Source organism: Streptomyces phaeofaciens (assembly GCF_014648915.1).
Lineage (GTDB): Bacteria > Actinomycetota > Actinomycetes > Streptomycetales > Streptomycetaceae > Streptomyces > Streptomyces phaeofaciens.
The window spans coordinates 16,305-32,225 of the sequence record NZ_BMSA01000054.1 but is presented as its reverse complement, the minus strand read 5'-3'; the positions used below and the strand labels follow the sequence as shown (position 1 = coordinate 32,225).

General features: G+C 65.7%; 14 protein-coding genes and 2 pseudogenes. 10 read left to right on the top strand and 6 right to left on the bottom strand.

Going from position 1 to position 15,921, the window contains the following annotated elements; genetic code table 11:
* Positions 1–196: 196 nt before the first annotated feature.
* The gene (locus IE275_RS47010) at positions 197–322 is read right to left on the bottom strand and encodes a hypothetical protein (RefSeq protein WP_268255366.1); all 126 of its coding nucleotides are present in this window, start codon (positions 320–322) and stop codon (positions 197–199) included.
* A 736-nt stretch (positions 323–1,058) separates the two neighbouring features.
* Here IE275_RS47010 and IE275_RS43820 point away from each other — a divergent pair.
* The 3 genes from IE275_RS43820 to IE275_RS47185 all read left to right on the top strand — a co-directional run bounded on the left by IE275_RS43820 (position 1,059) and on the right by IE275_RS47185 (position 2,615).
* The gene (locus IE275_RS43820) at positions 1,059–1,382 is read left to right on the top strand and encodes a hypothetical protein (protein ID WP_189718294.1); all 324 of its coding nucleotides are present in this window, start codon (positions 1,059–1,061) and stop codon (positions 1,380–1,382) included.
* 315 nt (positions 1,383–1,697) lie between these two features.
* Positions 1,698–2,066: an AMP-binding protein gene (locus IE275_RS46565; RefSeq protein ID WP_229871299.1), complete on the top strand. Its 369-nt coding sequence runs from the start codon at positions 1,698–1,700 to the stop codon at positions 2,064–2,066.
* A 102-nt stretch (positions 2,067–2,168) separates the two neighbouring features.
* Positions 2,169–2,615, top strand: coding sequence for an acyl-CoA synthetase family protein (locus tag IE275_RS47185; RefSeq protein WP_308435791.1), 447 nt, complete (start codon positions 2,169–2,171; stop codon positions 2,613–2,615).
* A gap of 615 nt (positions 2,616–3,230) precedes the next feature.
* Here IE275_RS47185 and IE275_RS47435 read toward each other — a convergent pair.
* Together IE275_RS47435 and IE275_RS43805 are read right to left on the bottom strand one after the other, a co-directional pair.
* The gene (locus IE275_RS47435; protein WP_189718295.1) at positions 3,231–3,671 is read right to left on the bottom strand and encodes an ATP-binding protein; all 441 of its coding nucleotides are present in this window, start codon (positions 3,669–3,671) and stop codon (positions 3,231–3,233) included.
* Between the two features lie 715 nt (positions 3,672–4,386).
* Positions 4,387–4,989: pseudogene (locus IE275_RS43805) on the bottom strand (IS5 family transposase); the annotation flags it as partial.
* A gap of 1,145 nt (positions 4,990–6,134) precedes the next feature.
* Between IE275_RS43805 and istA the strand changes: the two are divergent.
* The 5 genes and pseudogenes from istA (at position 6,135) to IE275_RS43780 (ending at position 10,448) form a co-directional block, all read left to right on the top strand.
* Positions 6,135–7,556, top strand: coding sequence for an IS21 family transposase (istA, locus tag IE275_RS43800; protein WP_189718293.1), 1,422 nt, complete (start codon positions 6,135–6,137; stop codon positions 7,554–7,556).
* Complete coding sequence (gene istB / locus IE275_RS43795; RefSeq protein ID WP_189718292.1) at positions 7,553–8,326, top strand: IS21-like element helper ATPase IstB; 774 nt, start codon at positions 7,553–7,555, stop codon at positions 8,324–8,326. The genes istA and istB overlap by 4 nt, the downstream gene beginning before the upstream one ends.
* Before the next feature lie 102 nt (positions 8,327–8,428).
* Positions 8,429–8,866: pseudogene (locus tag IE275_RS47180) on the top strand (GNAT family N-acetyltransferase); the annotation flags it as partial.
* A gap of 227 nt (positions 8,867–9,093) precedes the next feature.
* Positions 9,094–9,591 carry a hypothetical protein gene (locus tag IE275_RS43785; RefSeq protein ID WP_229871297.1) on the top strand — a complete coding sequence of 166 codons (498 nt, stop codon included), beginning with the start codon at positions 9,094–9,096 and terminating at the stop codon, positions 9,589–9,591.
* A gap of 185 nt (positions 9,592–9,776) precedes the next feature.
* Positions 9,777–10,448 carry a transposase family protein gene (locus IE275_RS43780; RefSeq protein WP_229871295.1) on the top strand — a complete coding sequence of 224 codons (672 nt, stop codon included), beginning with the start codon at positions 9,777–9,779 and terminating at the stop codon, positions 10,446–10,448.
* A 493-nt stretch (positions 10,449–10,941) separates the two neighbouring features.
* Here IE275_RS43780 and IE275_RS43775 read toward each other — a convergent pair whose 3' ends face one another.
* Positions 10,942–11,529, bottom strand: a complete 588-nt coding sequence (locus IE275_RS43775; protein ID WP_189718291.1) for a TetR/AcrR family transcriptional regulator — start codon at positions 11,527–11,529, stop codon at positions 10,942–10,944.
* A gap of 165 nt (positions 11,530–11,694) precedes the next feature.
* On the opposite strand from IE275_RS43775, the gene IE275_RS43770 reads away from it, so the two are divergent.
* The gene (locus IE275_RS43770; RefSeq protein WP_189718290.1) at positions 11,695–11,901 is read left to right on the top strand and encodes a hypothetical protein; all 207 of its coding nucleotides are present in this window, start codon (positions 11,695–11,697) and stop codon (positions 11,899–11,901) included.
* Between the two features lie 176 nt (positions 11,902–12,077).
* Positions 12,078–12,926, top strand: coding sequence for an alpha/beta fold hydrolase (locus tag IE275_RS43765; RefSeq protein WP_189718289.1), 849 nt, complete (start codon positions 12,078–12,080; stop codon positions 12,924–12,926).
* 1,353 nt (positions 12,927–14,279) lie between these two features.
* Here IE275_RS43765 and IE275_RS43760 read toward each other — a convergent pair.
* Together IE275_RS43760 and IE275_RS43755 are read right to left on the bottom strand one after the other, a co-directional pair.
* Complete coding sequence (locus tag IE275_RS43760; RefSeq protein ID WP_189718288.1) at positions 14,280–14,522, bottom strand: hypothetical protein; 243 nt, start codon at positions 14,520–14,522, stop codon at positions 14,280–14,282.
* Positions 14,523–15,224: 702 nt separating this feature from the next.
* A complete protein-coding gene (locus IE275_RS43755; RefSeq protein WP_189718287.1) occupies positions 15,225–15,524 on the bottom strand; it encodes an ATP-binding protein in 300 nt (99 codons plus the stop codon).
* Positions 15,525–15,921: the final 397 nt, after the last annotated feature.

Sequence of the window (15,921 nt, the reverse complement as noted above, 5' to 3'; positions counted from 1 at the left end):
CGCTCGTTGCGCCTCACGGACCGTCACCCGGTCGGTGGCCACATCGAAGAAGCTCACTGATCGCCAGGGGCGCGTCCCGGCGGTGCACGCAGCCCTGACGACTCTTCCTCCCACAACTTCACCGTCGCTCAGCGGCCGCGACCGAGGGGTGGCGCACCTGCTGCGGCTGATCGACGATGCCGCCTTGGGATGTGGTTCAGGTATGCGCGTTAAGCAGCAGGTAGCGGAGATTCGCGCACAGCGTGTGGTCGAGAACCTGATCGGCCGTCTTGCGGACCTGATCGACGTCGCCGCGCAGCGCGGCCTCCGCAGCGATGTTCACTCGCGGGCAGTGCGTAGTACTCCTCGCCCGTCTCACGCACCCGGCAGCCCGCCTTCTCCGACTCGGCGTACACTTTTTCCCATTCGCCCCGCCGCATCCGACCCCAGTCGCCACTCAGCAGGATCACGGACAGCTGCCCCCGCCTGCCCTGGCGGCGGCGGGCGTCCGCAGCGCTGTCCATGTAGGCGGCGTTGCACCGGAAGTCGCCGAGCACCAGTGCGGCGGCTCCCAGCAGCTGCATGCTGTTCGTGCTCGTCCGGTCGGATCCAGCCGGGGGTGTAGCGCCGCGTACGCCAACTCCGGCTCTGCCTCCACCCTGCCTGCGGAGATCGCCGCCCTCGCAGCCGAAGGACTGGCCGACGGGCAGATCGCCGAGCGCTTCTTTCTGTACCGATGGACCGTCGGCTCGCACCGCTACTGCATCTTCCCAAGATCGGCGTCAGCACCCGCCTCAGCCGTGTATGGTCCCATGCAGGTGGCATACCAACCGGCGAGCCATACGGTGCCGGTGTTCCGCTGCTGGGAGCGCACGGCGGTATCGCGCTCCCCGGGCGGCCGAGGTCCGCCGGCACCGGCGCGCAGCGTTTTCATTTTGGGGCAGGTGAACTGCACATTGGTGCCCAAGTTGCGACTCCACCGTCCGTTCCACATGTACATGCGAGAGGGTGAGCGCAATGTGTTTCCACGGCGGGTGCGAGGCGCCATCGGGGACGGGAACCGGAAAGGGAACCGCAAGATGCACATGATGATCGAAGCCGGTGTGACCGTGGGCGTTGCGGAAGACGGGGTGCTGTGCCTGGTGTCATGTGATGGCGCACCCCATTTCTACTCTCCTGCGGCAACAGGCATGTGGATCGCGCTGCGGCGCAGCGGCGGCAACCTCGAGAGCGCCGCCGCCGCGCTCCAGTCCGCCTGGGGGGTCGACAGTGCGGAGATCCGTCTACTGATCGAGGAGCAGGTGGGTAGCTGGGAGAGGGATCGCCTGGTAAGAACCCTGTCGTGTGCGCCCCGGATCCGCAGGAGCGGCGGGTGCATCCCGGCTCAGCGGACAATCAATTGATCGTGTAATGAGCAACCTGTCACGTTGCTCATAACGCACATGTTCCGCTGTATGTCATGTGTCACAACTGCACCACCGGTCACTGTACTGCCATCGGCTGTGTGTGCGAATCCGCCCAGCACATGTCACCGGGCCGCTAAAAGGCCGACACGCAGGGCAGCATGCCGAATATGGCGGACAATCTGTCGACCATGGTGCGACTCCGCCCGGCGCGCTGCGGTTCGGCGACACGGTCCTGGGTTACGCGGAACTTGACGGGGCCGCCTCACGCGTGGCGGGGCTGTCCGACAAGACGGGCTGGCCGCCGGGGAACGGGTGGTCGTCACGCTGCCGAACGTTCCCGCCTTCTTCGTGCTGTACTACGGCATCCTGCGGGCTGGCGGTTTCGCCGTCCCGATGAACCCGCTGTTCAAGGCCAGGCAGATCGAGCACATCCTGGTCGACTCGGGAGCCGTCCGCCTATTCGTCTGCGCCGCCGCGCAGGGAGGCGGAAGCCGGGGCCGCCGCGACGGGGACGGCGGTGAGTATGGTCGAAGCGGCCATGCCTCTCACGCACGCGCTCGCACCGGTCGCCGCGCCGACCTCCCGGGAGGAGGACGACCTCGCCGCCTTCCTCTACATCTCTGGTACGACTATGGATGGTCGACGAAGCCGATCGGACGTACCGGCCGGCCAGGTCGGTGAGAATCGCCGTCCAGGGCGGCAACGACATGTGGGGCTACTGGAACCGTCCCGAGGCAACGCTGAGGCCATTCCGGACAGCTGGGTGCGCATCGGTGACCTGGTATGCAAGGACGAGGACGGCTATTTCTCATCGTCGACCGCAAGAAGGACCTGATCATCCGGGGCAGGTACAACGTCTACCCGCGGGAGATCAAAGAGGTGTTGTACGAGCACCCGGAGATCCTCGAAGAGGCAGTGGTCCGCGTCGCGCACAATTTCCTCGGCGAGGAGACGCCGCGGCCGTCATACTGGTGCCCGACGCCCGGACCACCTCAGCCGAACTCCGCTCCTTCGTCAAGGAGCGTGTCGCCCGGTGCATACCCGCGGGACGTACACGTCCTTCCTTCCCTGCCCAAGGCGTTCACCGGGCAGATCCTGAGGCGGGAGTCCGGCTTTCCCGCTGTGGAAGGCGAGCGCCATCCGGCCGCACGGAGCCATGACAGGCACCGTTCCTGGTTCGCTGGTGGGAGGAGCACGGCCCCGGAAGGGTCGCTGCAGCTTGTCCAGTGACCAGCTGTGAAGAGCGTGGAAGCCGGGCCGCGCACCGAAAAGCCGCTGCCCGGTGGGTGCAGTATCGGCCACCCACCAATGACCTGACGGGAGACATGACACCGCGAGCTGGTCACGAATCGTAGACATCTATGCACACGAGTGACTTGAGGCCGCGTCATGTCTCCTGCGGTCAGCGGGACGGAACCGCGCCCCGGAAGGTGCGCCGGTAGACGATGCCAACATCCCCCTCTCCGTAGTCATGAGCCTGCTTCGGGCCCGAGGTGCGGAGTAACGGTGAAACCGTCGTTGGTTTCGACCGCGCGTCCGTCCACGAATGTGATGCCGACGTTCTACCGGCCGTCGGCCTCGCGCAGGGTGCGCGCGGGTATATGGTGGAGACCGCCCGGATCGGCGAAGGCAGCCCTGTGCTGATCAACGGCGCAGCTGGCGGTGTAGGTGCGGCGCGTACGTCGTTGCGGTGGCCGCTTCCAACGCCGGTTTCGCGCGCCGCCTCGGCAAGCACGAGGTGATCGACTGCACCGCCACCGGCATCACCGAGGCCACCGGCGACCTGGACGCGGTGCTGGAGTCCTTCGGCGATGACCATCCCGTTTCAGAGATCTGCCCACGGCGTCAGCCGCTGCCCCGATCCGTGGTCGTGCTGCTGTGGAAGACGGCGGTGACGGCCTTGCCGTCGGGCTCCAGGCGAGTGTGCCAGGAATCGGCCAGGGCATCGACGAGACGCATACCCCGCCCCGACTCGGCCAGCGGATCCGCGTCGGTTATCCGGGGCCGACTCGACGTCCCGCCTCTGTCGAGGACCGTCAGTTTCGTGATGCCCCCGTCACTTCGGAGCACCAGACCGGTGACGCCCATGGTGTGGGAGACGGCGTTGGCCACTAACTCACTGACGACAAGAAGCGCGTCAGGCAACCGTGCTCCGAGCGCCTCAGAGCACGTATCCCGCACCGCCTCCCGAGCCTGCCACTCGGCCCGTTCACAACCGGCAAGACTGACCAGCCGGCAGACATTTGTCGCAGAGCGGCATGGCCTTTCGAGGACGTCTGGACACATGCTCTCCCGCTTGGGACTGAGTATTTCGTTCACGGTAATCCTCGGCGTGTCGGCAGCTCACACTCTTACGGCACCCGGATGAAGGCCCATGTTTCGCAACTCGGGTCGCCGGTAAGGGCAACCTGCTTAGATAGTTGGGTATTCCAACCATTTAGGTGGTGCGCTGGTCGTCTCGCCAGGTGGATGCCGACGGGACGTGTGACAGCCATGGCTTTTTTCTTGGGGCATCGGCGGGTGGCGCCGTGCTCCCGCGAGGTGCGGTCGAGCCTGCGGCGTGCGTCAGTCATTCGACTGCAGGCGTCCGCCCCTACCGGTATTGGAATGGGCTTGCGTCGAGCCGGTCAGCGGCGCACTCACCGCCATCGACTGCGCGGAGAGGTCGCCACCTCGTCGTCGACCGCAGCGGTCTTCCCGTGGTCGTCGCCTTCTCGGCTGCCAACGCGCACGATAGCCTCGCGCTGCATCCGCTGATCGCCTTGATCCCGTTAATCCGCGGCCGACGCGGTCCTTGGCGACGGCGGCCTGCGAAATTCCACCGAGATAAGGGATACGGCTCTTACCTGCGGCGATGGCTTCGTGAGTGAGGCATTACACCTCGAGTCTCCCGCCGCGGCATCGCAGCGACTGGGCAGATATCGCTGGGTGGTCGAGCGGACCATCCCCATGAAAGCATACGCACCTGCTATCACGCACCAACTCGTAAGATGTCGTTTCACTTAGAGCGGAGCCATGTGCGTAGCCGGTCGGAGTCGTAGCCCATGTCGCCGTGCATCTTGGCGGGTCGACGGCGGCGCGGCCCGCGACGGGATCGGATGGGTGGGGTGCCTCGCACCAGGGGGCTCCAGCCCGAGGCTGTCGTGGGTGTTCGCAGCTGAGATTCCGATGGAGAGGGGCAGACCGGTCCGCTCGGTGATCAAGTAAATCTTTGATCCCTTCTTCCCGCGATCTACGAGATTCGGACCCGTCAGGTCCCCCCTTTGAGGGCCCTCATGTTCACCGAGTCGATCGCGCACCGCGACCAGTCCAGTCCGCCACGTGCGCCGAGCTCATCCAGGACCAGGCGGTGCTGCTTGCCCCATACTCGAGCTCGGCTCCACTCGGTGAAACGGCGGTGCGCGGTCGACCCGGACGGCCCGAAGCCTGGCGGCAACTGCCGCCACGTGCAACCGATCTTGGCCACGAACACGATGGCAGCCAACACCTGTCGGTCCCCGTAACGACGTCTTCCCCCGCCTTGTGGTCGCACCGGTGCCGCCGGAACCACCCGCTGGAACAACTCCCACAACGCGTCCGGCACAAGCCGCTCCACCATGGCCATCACGACGGTCAGCCTAGTTATCGGGCCAGTTGAGACGACCCCTTACGGTAGTAAGTGATCGGTAGTTGATGAGGCTGATGGCGGTGAACGCGGGGAAGCGCTCGGGCCTGCATTCGTAGCGGCGGTGCAGGCGGCAAGCCAGGACACAGGGGGCACGGTCGATCGGTCGGTGTTGGCGCATCCGTTGTTCGCGCACGTCTCGATGGCTCATCTTGCGTCGTTGGTTGAGGATTTGGCCCGGTGGGCAGCCGCGGTGGCGTGGTGGAGGGGTGGCGCGGTCAGCAACGAGGCGGTGTGAGGAGACGCGTGCAGGGTGTCGGTGCCCGCTGTTGTTCGTGGACCGGCTGGTAGTCACGCTGATTCACCTGCGCACGACTTGCCTCTTGCGGTTTTGGTGTGCTGTTCACGTCGATTGCTCGGCTGTCACCCGGGCCGTCGGTGAGATACGCCGACTGCTGGCGGAGCGGGCTTGGCTGTTCCCGACCGGCCTGGCCTGCGGCTTCGAACGCTGGAGGACGTGTTCGCCTACGCCCAAGCCGAGGGGACGAGTTGGGGCTGGACGCCACCGTGATCCAGGTCCGTCGGCCGGCCGCGGGCTGGGGGCGGCAGGCGGGTATCGTGTCGGCAAGAAGAAGCAGTGCACGATGAAAGCCACTGTCATCGCTGACCACCAGGGCCGCACCCTGTGGGCCGATAGCCGGGATGGATGCAGGATGCGACCGCAGTGCGCGCTGCTGGCATCACCGGCTGCTTCCAGCACTTCGACCCGGTGGAAGTGCTGCTCGACGACGGCTACCCGGGCCTGAGCCGTGACTATCCCGGCCGGGCACTCACCCCGCCCAGAAAGCGCCCCGGAGCACTGAGCCTCCGCCAACTTGAAGTCGCAGGTCAAAGGGCTGATGTGACCGGCTCTCGGGATGCTCACGCTGGTCGTGGGCGGTAGTCCGCGTAGAAGATCGTTCGTCAGGAGCCGCTCTCGTTAGGGGATGTCCGCGTACAAGGTCATGTACATAGGCGGGTACGGGCTCACGTGCACACCCGATCGGGTTGATCTTGGGCGTGTCGTACGTGGGTTGTGAGTACGGGGACGGCAGGCGGGACAGCCATCGCGCGAGGTGAGAGGAGGCCAAGGGTGTCCCGTCTGGATGATCCTGCACTCGGAGCGTTGGATGGATCTGCGTCGTTTCCGCGCTCTGCATGAGGCAGGGCTGAGTATTTCCGCCATCGCTCGGGAGACCGGGCTGAACTGGCGGACCGTGAAGAAGTACATCGAGGCTCCGCCGCCGGTCGTGCCGCCGAAGGGGCCGTCGCGCAAGGGCTGTCACGGGCAGGTGATCGAGCCGTTCAAGCCGGTGATCGATGCCTGGTTGCGGGCCGACATCATGTTGAATGGGACGGTGATCCACGAGCGGCTCGTCGATCAGTACGGGTTCACCGGCAACTACCAGCGGGTGAAGCTGTATTTGCAGCAGGCCCGGCCGCAGGTGATGGAGGAGCTCGGGATCGGTCCCGACGAACTCGCCGGTCTGCACCGCAGGTTCGAGGTGATCCCCGGTGCCCAGGCTCAGGTTGACTGGGGAGATGAGGGAGACGTCCTCGCCGCGGCGGGGATCAAGAAGGTGTACTCCTTTCACATGGTCCTGTCCTACTCTCGGGATCCGTTCTGCTGCTTCACCACATCGATGGACCTGGCGACGTTCTGGGACTGCCACCGGCGGGCGTTCGCGCACTTCGGCGGGGTCCCGAAGACGATCGTCTACGACCGGACCAAGACGGTCGTGCGCCGTCATGTCGCCCCGGGTGAGGCGGTTCCCCTGCATCCGGAAGCGGTTGCGTTCGCCGGGCACTACGACTTCGACATCGACGTTCTGGCCGCATATCGGCCGCAGGGCAAGGGGCGGGTCGAGCGGCAGGTCACCATCGTCCGCGATCATGTGCTGGCGGGGCGGTCCTTCGGCTCGGTCATCGAGCTGGACGCGGCCTTCGTGAACTGGGTGCCGTTGCGGCGGGCGCGGGTCCACCGCACGCACCTGGAGGTGATCGGCCTGCGGGCCGAGCGGGATCACGCTGCCCTGCGGCCGCTGCCGAAGAGGCCCTATCTCGTCGCTGACCGGCATCTACGGCACGTGGGCAAGGACTGCCTGGTCGCCTTCGAGGCCAGCCTGTATTCGGTGCCGGCCCGAAGAGTCCGCCCGAGGCAGCTGGTCGAGGTCAGAGCCGGCGGCGACACCGTCTCCCTGCACCTGCTGGCGCCGGACCTGAGCGGGTCCACGCTACTGGCCGTCCACCCGCGAGCGCATGCCCGCGGGACCTGGGTCGTGGACAAGTCGCACTGGGACGGCCTGCCTGATGGCACGGGACGTCGCACCACCACCCAGGTTCCCGACTTCGCCGTCCGGCCCCAGCAGGCCGGCCCCTCCGAGAGCCCGCTGCAGAACCTGCTCAACCGGTCTGCCGCCGCCCAAGTCCCGGTCACGAAAAGGCCATTGTCGTTCTACGACGACATCGCCGGCACCCGTCCCAAGCCCCGTCCCCACATCGTCCCGGACTCGAAGGACACCGCGTGAGTGAACTGGTCACCGCCCGACTGCGGTCCACCGCCACCAAACTCGGCCTGCCCCACACCGCCACCAGCCTGGAGCATCTGATCCAGCGGGCGGACGCCGGCAAGATGGGCTACCTCGACTTCCTCGACCTGGCACTGTCCGAAGAACTCGCCATCCGGGACGACCGCAGATTCCACACCGCACTGCGGCTCTCCCGTCTGCCGCACCACAGGACCCTGGACGAGTACGACTTCTCCTTCCAGCCCGACCTCGACCCCCGCAAGATCCGGGACCTGGCCACCTTGTCGTTCATCGAGACGAAGACCAACGTCGCCCTGCTGGGACCGCCCGGCGTCGGCAAGACCCACATCGCCGTCGGCCTGGCAGTCGCGGGCTGCCGGGCCGGCTTCACCGTCTACTTCACCAGCCTGGACGACATGGTCCGCCAGCTCAAAGAGGCCGACTCCATCGGCCGCCTGCCCGCCAAGATGCGGCTCTACCAGCGGCCCGACGTCCTCGTGGTCGACGAGGTCGGCTACCTCCCGCTCGACCGGGACGAGGCCAACCTCGTCTTCCAACTGATCTCGAAACGCTACGAAAAGGGCTCTATCATCCTGACCTCGAACAAGACCTTCGGCGAGTGGGGCCAGGTCTTCGGAGACGAGGTCCTGGCCACCGCGATCCTTGACCGCCTCCTGCACCACTGCGAAGTCGTCTCGATCAACGGCAACAGCTACCGGCTCCGCAACAAGCTCTTTGCGATCGACGGCGGCGACGCAGCAACCGCTTGAAACTGCGGCTTCACCCACACGGCCGGGTCGAGGGCTGACGCCCTCGACCCGGCCAAAACTTCGTACACGCCTCTGCATTTGAGCCCGTACTTCGCTCTGCAGATGAGCCAGTACGCCGACAGGGGAGGCACCGACAGAAGGGTAAAGCAGTTCGTTCTGAGGTACCTGTGCCATTACGGTGGCGCGATGGTGCACGTGCGGGAGATGGATGCGGCCGACATCGAGGCCGTTTCGACGATCCGAGTCCGAGGATGGCAGGCGGCATACGCAGGCATCGTTCCCCAGACGTATTTGGATGCCATGACGGTGGAAGGCGATGCCGCTCAACGGCGACAGTGGTTTTCTCAAAGCGGCCGAAAGTCACGAGACCTTGTGGCGCTCGGTGACCGTGGCCCGGTGGGGTGGATCTGCTTCGGGCCGTGTCGAACTGAGAGGCCTGGTCTGAGGCGGGTCGGGGAGGTCTACGCTCTGTACATCTCACCGGATCTGATCGGCCAGGGCATCGGCCGGATCCTCCTCGGTGAGGCTCATACTCAGATGAGGGGCCAGGGCTTCGAGGCGTCAGCTTTGTGGGTTCGCGTGACAACCAACGAGCCCAGCGCTTCTACGAGCGAGCTGGCTACCAGGTTGGCGGTACGGCTCAGGACGACGTCTACGACGGGATCACACTCACTGAGCTCCGCTACCAGCGCATGCTTTGAGTCGAGCGATGCTGGGCGCACCCTTGTCAGTTCGAGAGACCTCCCTCTCCCTCTCCAGGGGCCATCTTGTCGGTTCCCGCTCACCGCGACCAGGCGGCCTTCCACGATCCGGTCCATGCTGGATCCCGAGCTACTGCAACGGTCACCGCGCGTCGCGCGGAACTGGACGAAATGGAAGAAGCGAAGCAGCTTGCGGAAGTGCGGGCCGAGCGGGATGAACTCGCCGTCGCCGATCGTGTCCTTGAACGGATGGCTGGGCAGATCGCCGAGGAACGCGCCTCGGCCGGGCCGGTGCCCGGGCAGGTGGCCGGACGAGCAGTGTTGCTGATCCCGCACCGCGAACCGGGTGTGGAGGAGCACTCGCTCCCGTGGGACTACCAGCGCATCATCGCCGCCGTGCGGCAGGCCGCGGGACCGGTCATGGCCCGCGAGGTCTGCGAGGCGGTGGGGGTGGACGTCGGCGTGCGGGCCAAGCTGGAACCGCTCCGCAGCAAGCTGGTCAGACTCGTCGATCGCGGCTGGCTGCGGGAACTGCCCGACGGCCGGTTCACCACCCGTCTTTGACCAGGAGCACCGCCACTCGGAGCGTCTCGGCACGGGCGCAACCGGGGTGCCCCCGGCGGCCGTTGGAATTGTGTGACGAATACCAAAGGGCGCGCCGAGGACACCTGCTCGCTTGTCTACCAGCGCCATCTGTCGCTGTCCACGCGCACCGTCAACCACCTCGCCGATCTGCTACGGCGATCGCGGTGATCGTCCTGGCCGTACTGCGCCACGACCAGCGCCTGGCCGACATGGCCGGCGGCAACGATGTGTCCGCATCCACCGTCCGCCGCTGGCGCGACGAGCTGATCGGACTACTCGCCGCCCAAGCACCGCGCCTGGACGGCGCCCTGAAGAAGGTCGTCAAGCGGGGCGGTGAGGTGGTCCTGATCGACGGCACGCTCATCCGTACTCAGCGCCGCACCGGGAGGGCCGACCGGCGGAACTATTCCGGCAAGCACCGCAGCCACGGCCTGCACTTCCTCGCCCTGACCGACGAGAAGGGCCGCCTGATCTGGATATCCGCCGCCCGTTCCGGCCGCACCCACGACAACGCCGCAGCCCGCCACGACCACATCCGGGCCCACCTACGCGCCGTCGGCCTCGGAGCGTTGGCCGACCTCGGCTTCCGCGGCCTGGACAACGACATCCTCGACCCCGTGATCGTCACCGGCTACACCGCCAGCCGCACCCACAAGCTCACCCCGGGCCAAAAGGAAGCCAACCGCGTCCTCGCCGTCGGACGGGCACCGGTCGAGCACGGCTTCGCCCACCTCAAGAACTGGCGGATCCTCACCAAGCTCCGTACCGAGCCCGCACGCGCCACCCAGCTCCTGCGCGCTCTGCTCGTGCTGACGAACCTCGAAGTCAACCGCTAGCGGATGATCTTCTCCGCGGACTCCCGCTCACGACCAGCATGAGCACTTCGAGAACCAGTCACACCAGCCCTTTGACCTGCGACTTCAAGTTGGCGGAGGCTTACTGCCTGGCAGAGGCGCACAGTGGGAACGCGATCGGCACAGTCACTCGTCCGACCGCATCGCCGTGGAGCACGCCCTCGCGAACCACAAACGCTGGAAAGAACTCATGCGCTGGACCAACCGACGCGATCGCCTGCCCCAACCTACCGAGCCATCGCTGGCCTCGTCTCCGATCTCACTGTCATGACCTGAAAACAGCCCAGCGCATGGCGAACACGCTTCACCGCTATCACGCACCAACCCGTTATACTGGTCTTGGTCGGCCTCCTGCAGGTGTGGGGGCCTCCGCCTCCCTGCTCCGCCCGCCGCACCACCTACGGTCCAACCCGCTACCGTCGGGTGAAACGTTTGGCGCGCCCCGGCTCCGGTGCCCATGGGTTCAGTGGGTTCGTCAGTTCTGGTTTGCTGCGGTATCGAGCAGGGTGAGTGCATCTGTGGCGGCCCTGCGGAGGAGTTCGTCGGCAAGAGTGGTGTCGGTAAGGGCGCGTGAGATCTGCATGGTGCCTGCCATCAGAGCGAAGGCGGTGGTGACGGCGGTCGTAGAAGCGGTGGGATTGTCGGGGTTGACCCGTGAGGCGAGGGCGTCGATGAATGCGGCGAAGCTGTCAGTGAAAGCCTGCCGTACTTCGGTGGAGTGGCGGCTGATCTCGTTGAGGAGCGCGGCAGAGGGGCAACCCAGGGCGGCGTTGTCCCGGTGTTCGGGCGATAGGTAGTAGCGGATGAACTCCTGCAGCCCTGCGCGGCCGGGGGGTAGCGCGTTGACTCGGCTTAGTTGGACGGCGAGCTGGCTGATGACGGCGTTGGCCACCAGGTCATCTTTGGAAGAAAAGTGCTTGTAGAAGGCGCCGTTGGTCAGGCCGACATCGGACATGAGGCCAGCGATACCGGTGCCGCCGATACCGTCGGCCTTGAAGAGCCGGCCAGCCGATTCCAGGATCCGTCGCCGGGTCCGTTCCTTGTCTTCCTCGGTGTAACGCATTGCCCCCTCCTACGCAGGTCGGTCTTAGGGGGCTTGCTTTGAGCCAGCGCCTTGGATTATGGTCATAATCCAAGCGGTCGGCCGAGTTCGCTGTAAGCGACGATGGCTGCCCCGTGTCGGGTATGGTGCGCGCCCGCATGATCTGGTAGTCCATCGGGAGCCTTCATGAGTATATATGCCGACGTGAAGACGGATTTCGTGGAGGCGGCCGACGGTGTCGATGTGCGGTCGCTGGTGCTGCTGCAGCACTTCCGTGGGTACCTCGATAACTGGGGCCCGGCCCTAGTCGATGCGCTCGCCGTCAGCCGACGGGTCAGCGCGTTCGACAACGATGGCCTCGGTGACGGTGACCCGATGTTCTTGCCGCGCTGATCCCACCTGTTGGCCGGGCTCCTTCCGGACGCTCGGATCATGATATGCCCCGATGTCGCACATGGTTTCCTCTTCCAGCACTATGAGCGGTTTGCTGGCCAACGACACTGCCTTCCTCGGTGAGTGGATTCGGCCCATTCTCCCGTAGTGCACCCAACAAGCAAGGAGAGTGACTCATGAGTATTTTTATGGCAGACAAGGCTGAAAATCTCACGGTGGAAGGTCCTTCGGGAGTCTTCACATACCGGCGCTTTGGCCCGCAAGGTGGGGTTCCTCTGGTTCTGGTAAACCGTTTCCGGGGAACCATCGACTGGTGGGACCCGGAGTTCATAGACCTCTTGGCCGCTAACCACGATGTGATCGTGTTCGACAATCTCGGCATCGGTCACACGACGGGCGTACCGCGGGATTCTGTTGAGGGACTCGCTGACGGTGCCATCGAGTTCATCGAGGCCCTCGGCCTGACTCAGGTGGACGTGCTTGGTTGGTCCCTGGGCGGCATCGTTGCCCAGCATGTGACCCTTCGGCGCCCTGAGCTGGTACGGAAGCTTATCGTCGCGGGCAGTACCCCGGGCAGTGTTGTACCCGGAGCTGAGGGCCTGAGTGAAAAGGTCCGGAACATCATGGCCAAGTCGGATGCTTCAGAGGAAGACATGATTTATCTGTTCTTCCCTGAGACCGAGGAAGGTCGTGCCGCGGGCCGCAAGCATCTTGCCAATGTTGCTACGCGGCTGAGTAGTGGAATCCGCAATGTTTCTGACGAGGCAGGGCAAGGGATGCTTGCTGCGGTTGGGAAGACCGCCGCGACACCGTTCGAACAGGTGCGGGAAAATCTCGAGACGATTAAGCAACCCGTCCTCTATGCGAACGGCGTGAAGGACGTGATGATCCCGGCGCTAGCGTCGTACGTGGCCGTCCAGCATCTCGAAGACGCCACCCTCGTTCTTTATAGCAATGCAGGTCACGGCTTCTTGTTCCAGCATGCAAAGGCTTTCACCGACGAGGTGAATAGGTTCCTCGCTTGACGCAGGGCTGCGTCAGGCGGAGTGCATTTGCGGACTGACTAGCGGATGCACTTCGCCGCCGACCGCAAGCACCAACCGCTGTAGTTCGCCCTGCCAGTCGGACAGGCTGCAGGGCGGCACGGCCGGATTCTGCGAACCGGCCTGCGGATCTGCACCGACGCTGGCAGAGCAGGGTCCATTTCCACTGCCGCACCTGGGTGACTGCTCAACGCGCTCTCTCGGCCCAGGACCACAGGCGGCCTTGGTGCGGGCGCTTCAGCAGGTGGTCGGTGAACAGTGCAGCAGCGACCATCCTCCGGCTTTGTCCTGCCAGGTCTAACTCTGGCCGGGAGCAAAGGGCGCCGACTGTTCGTCGTACGGGCCCGGACGGAGGGGGCACAGCCGACGACGCACCGCAGACCTAACGGACCGACGAGTTCGCTGGATTGAGTACTTTCTGGGCTCAAGGACACTGGGGGCGCGCACAGCCGACACCCTTGTCGCACTGAACGCTGAGGGCGCTCTTCGCGGCTGGTGGGCCGACGCCGCGACCCGGTTGCCGGCTCCTACGTAGGTCCTCCTCGTCGAGGGCCCTCACTGCAGACACTTGCGGCGACGGGTGCCAACTGTGCGAGGTGACCGCCTGGTTGGACATGCCTGTCGGCAACGAGTGCTCGCCCAGCCCACAGGAACTGGTTGCCTTCGTTGCCGAGCGCGGGCGGCCCGCTGCTGACGGCGACCGCGTCATCACCTTCGAGGGAAGAGCCACCATCTACCGCGACGGTCCGCTCCTGCTGTACCACGGTACCCCGACCCGCGTGGTGGAGACCCTGACCTGGGAGCGGGTGCATCGCCCACCACCTCTCCAGCTAGTGCTGGGTTCCTCATTGGATGTACACATATCGGCCGTCGCGGTAGGCGGGTTGGTGGGGTGGGTCTGCCCCATACCCGAGGCCGGGCCCGGGCGTTGAGCTGGGATGTTGGGAGGCGGTGGCGCATTCGATCCTCGGCAGGTCCGGCAAAGGACTGCCTGCGAGGGCGGCCTTGTGGAAGAGCGCCACCCGCCTTCATGGAGGTTGAGCCAAGCAGGCGCCGGCGGGTATGAAGACGTGCTGGTTGGGGTGGTCCTCCAGCCATGTCCGGGTGGACAGGCTGTTATGCGAGGACAGGTTGTCGGTGACGACATAGATGTCCCCGGTGGGTGTTGGTTGCCTCGACCTTCTGCAGAAACTGCTGGTAGAAAACGCTGTTCCCCTCATGCCCGTTTCGAACTCGCACAGCGCCGTAGACCCAGGTCTTCTCCGGCCTGCGGCCGTAGTCGACTTCGGACCTGATGCGGCGACCAGCCCGAAGCAGGCGGGAGGGTGCGGGGGATTACTGGTCCGAGCTGGTGTAGGCGCCCTCCACGACCCGGTTGAACTGCCTGTCGGTGCAGTCCCGGCCCTCGTGCGACCGGAAGGAGCCGTGGTTCTCCTCCACCGATGACGCGAGCACGTACGGAGCGGCCCATACCAGGCGCCTGCGCCTGACGGCGTCGGCGATCTCCGTCATGTAGGTGCGCCTCAGCTCTTCCAGTCCGTCGTGCGGCGCCAGGGTGCTTTCCTGGTGAAGACTCACGCTGCTGTCCCCTTGAGGTGAAGCCCCGGACGACGCGCCGCGGGGAGAGGGAGTACGCGCCGACCGGGGAGGGACCACGTGCGGTGGGACGGCCACTCCTCACCGCACGCGGGGATCAGGAGATGGTTCTGAGCATCGAGCCCAGGACCGCTTCGTGCGGGGCAGGACCAGGCCGCAACCGATCGAGGTACTGCCGCAGGGGGCCGGGGGGTACCAGCCGGTCGCTCCGCATCCGCCGCAGCCAGTAGGGACCGGGTGGCTCGGTCTGGTCCATCGGGGGGAGCGCCAGTTCGTGGGGCAAGCCCAGGCAGGTAGCAAACCGGTGGGGCGCCCATTCGTCACTTGTTCCCGGCGGCACGAGCCAGATCAGCCATCCTCGCTGGGGATCTTCGATGACGGGCCCGCAGGCATCCGGTGGGTCCCCTGGCCCCTTCTGGACGTCGTCCATGAGCCTCACCACCGGGTACGCGATGGGCCCGCTCGCCGTGACCACGACGTCGAAGTACCTGCCGCCGAGGGGAAGAGTGAGCTGTCGGCCTGCGGCCAGGTCCATGAGACGTCGGATCCGTTCGGCCAGCATGCCCATGTCCGCGGCCGGCGCATGGGGCGGAGCAGCGCTTCCGAGCCACTCCTCCTTGAAGGTAGGCATCGGGACGGGCCGAGGCGTGCCGACCTTCTGCTGACGTTGGGGGATCGCCGTTGTCACGCTGCCTCCGTCCACGTGCCCGGGAGGAGCGCCTGCACGGTCTTGCCCACCGGGGAGCCGTCCTCCAGCAGCATGTGCCAGTCGAGCTTGGCGCCCAGGCGATGGGCGAACCCCAGGCCGGTCAGGGTCTCCAACGAGCCCACGTTCAGGGGGGCGAAGTTGGGGAAGCAGGGGTCGGCGTCGTCCACCTGGACGAGCAGCTCGCCTACCTCCAGCACGGTGAGCCGCAGGATCACGCAGCCGTCGGAGAACGGCTGACCGTGCTTGGCAGCGTTGTCGGTGATTTCACCGGCCACCCGAGCCGCAGTGTCGATGTCCCCCCTCCAGTGCGACACCGTCAGACGGGACCTCGTACGCATCCTGGCGGCCTGACGGATACTCGCGGTCGCCGGAAGCCTGATTCTCCAACTGGCACGGGGCTCGCCCTCCGGCCGTAAGGCCGTAAGAGCCAGGATGGCGCGCACCGGATGTTCATGTATGGGCGCCTCGAACATCGGTAGGCCGGCATCCGACGTCGGCACGGCGGTCCACTGCATTCGCGCTTTCATGGGGACTCCCATTCGGATTGTGCTCGGACGTGCACTCTCAGAGAGGGCTAAGACGAGCGTTGCAAAGAAGCATCCTCGGACTTCCCTCGGTGTCTTTGAGTAACGCCTGTGCGGGGAAGATTGACGGAGACAGCGTTCCACTGCT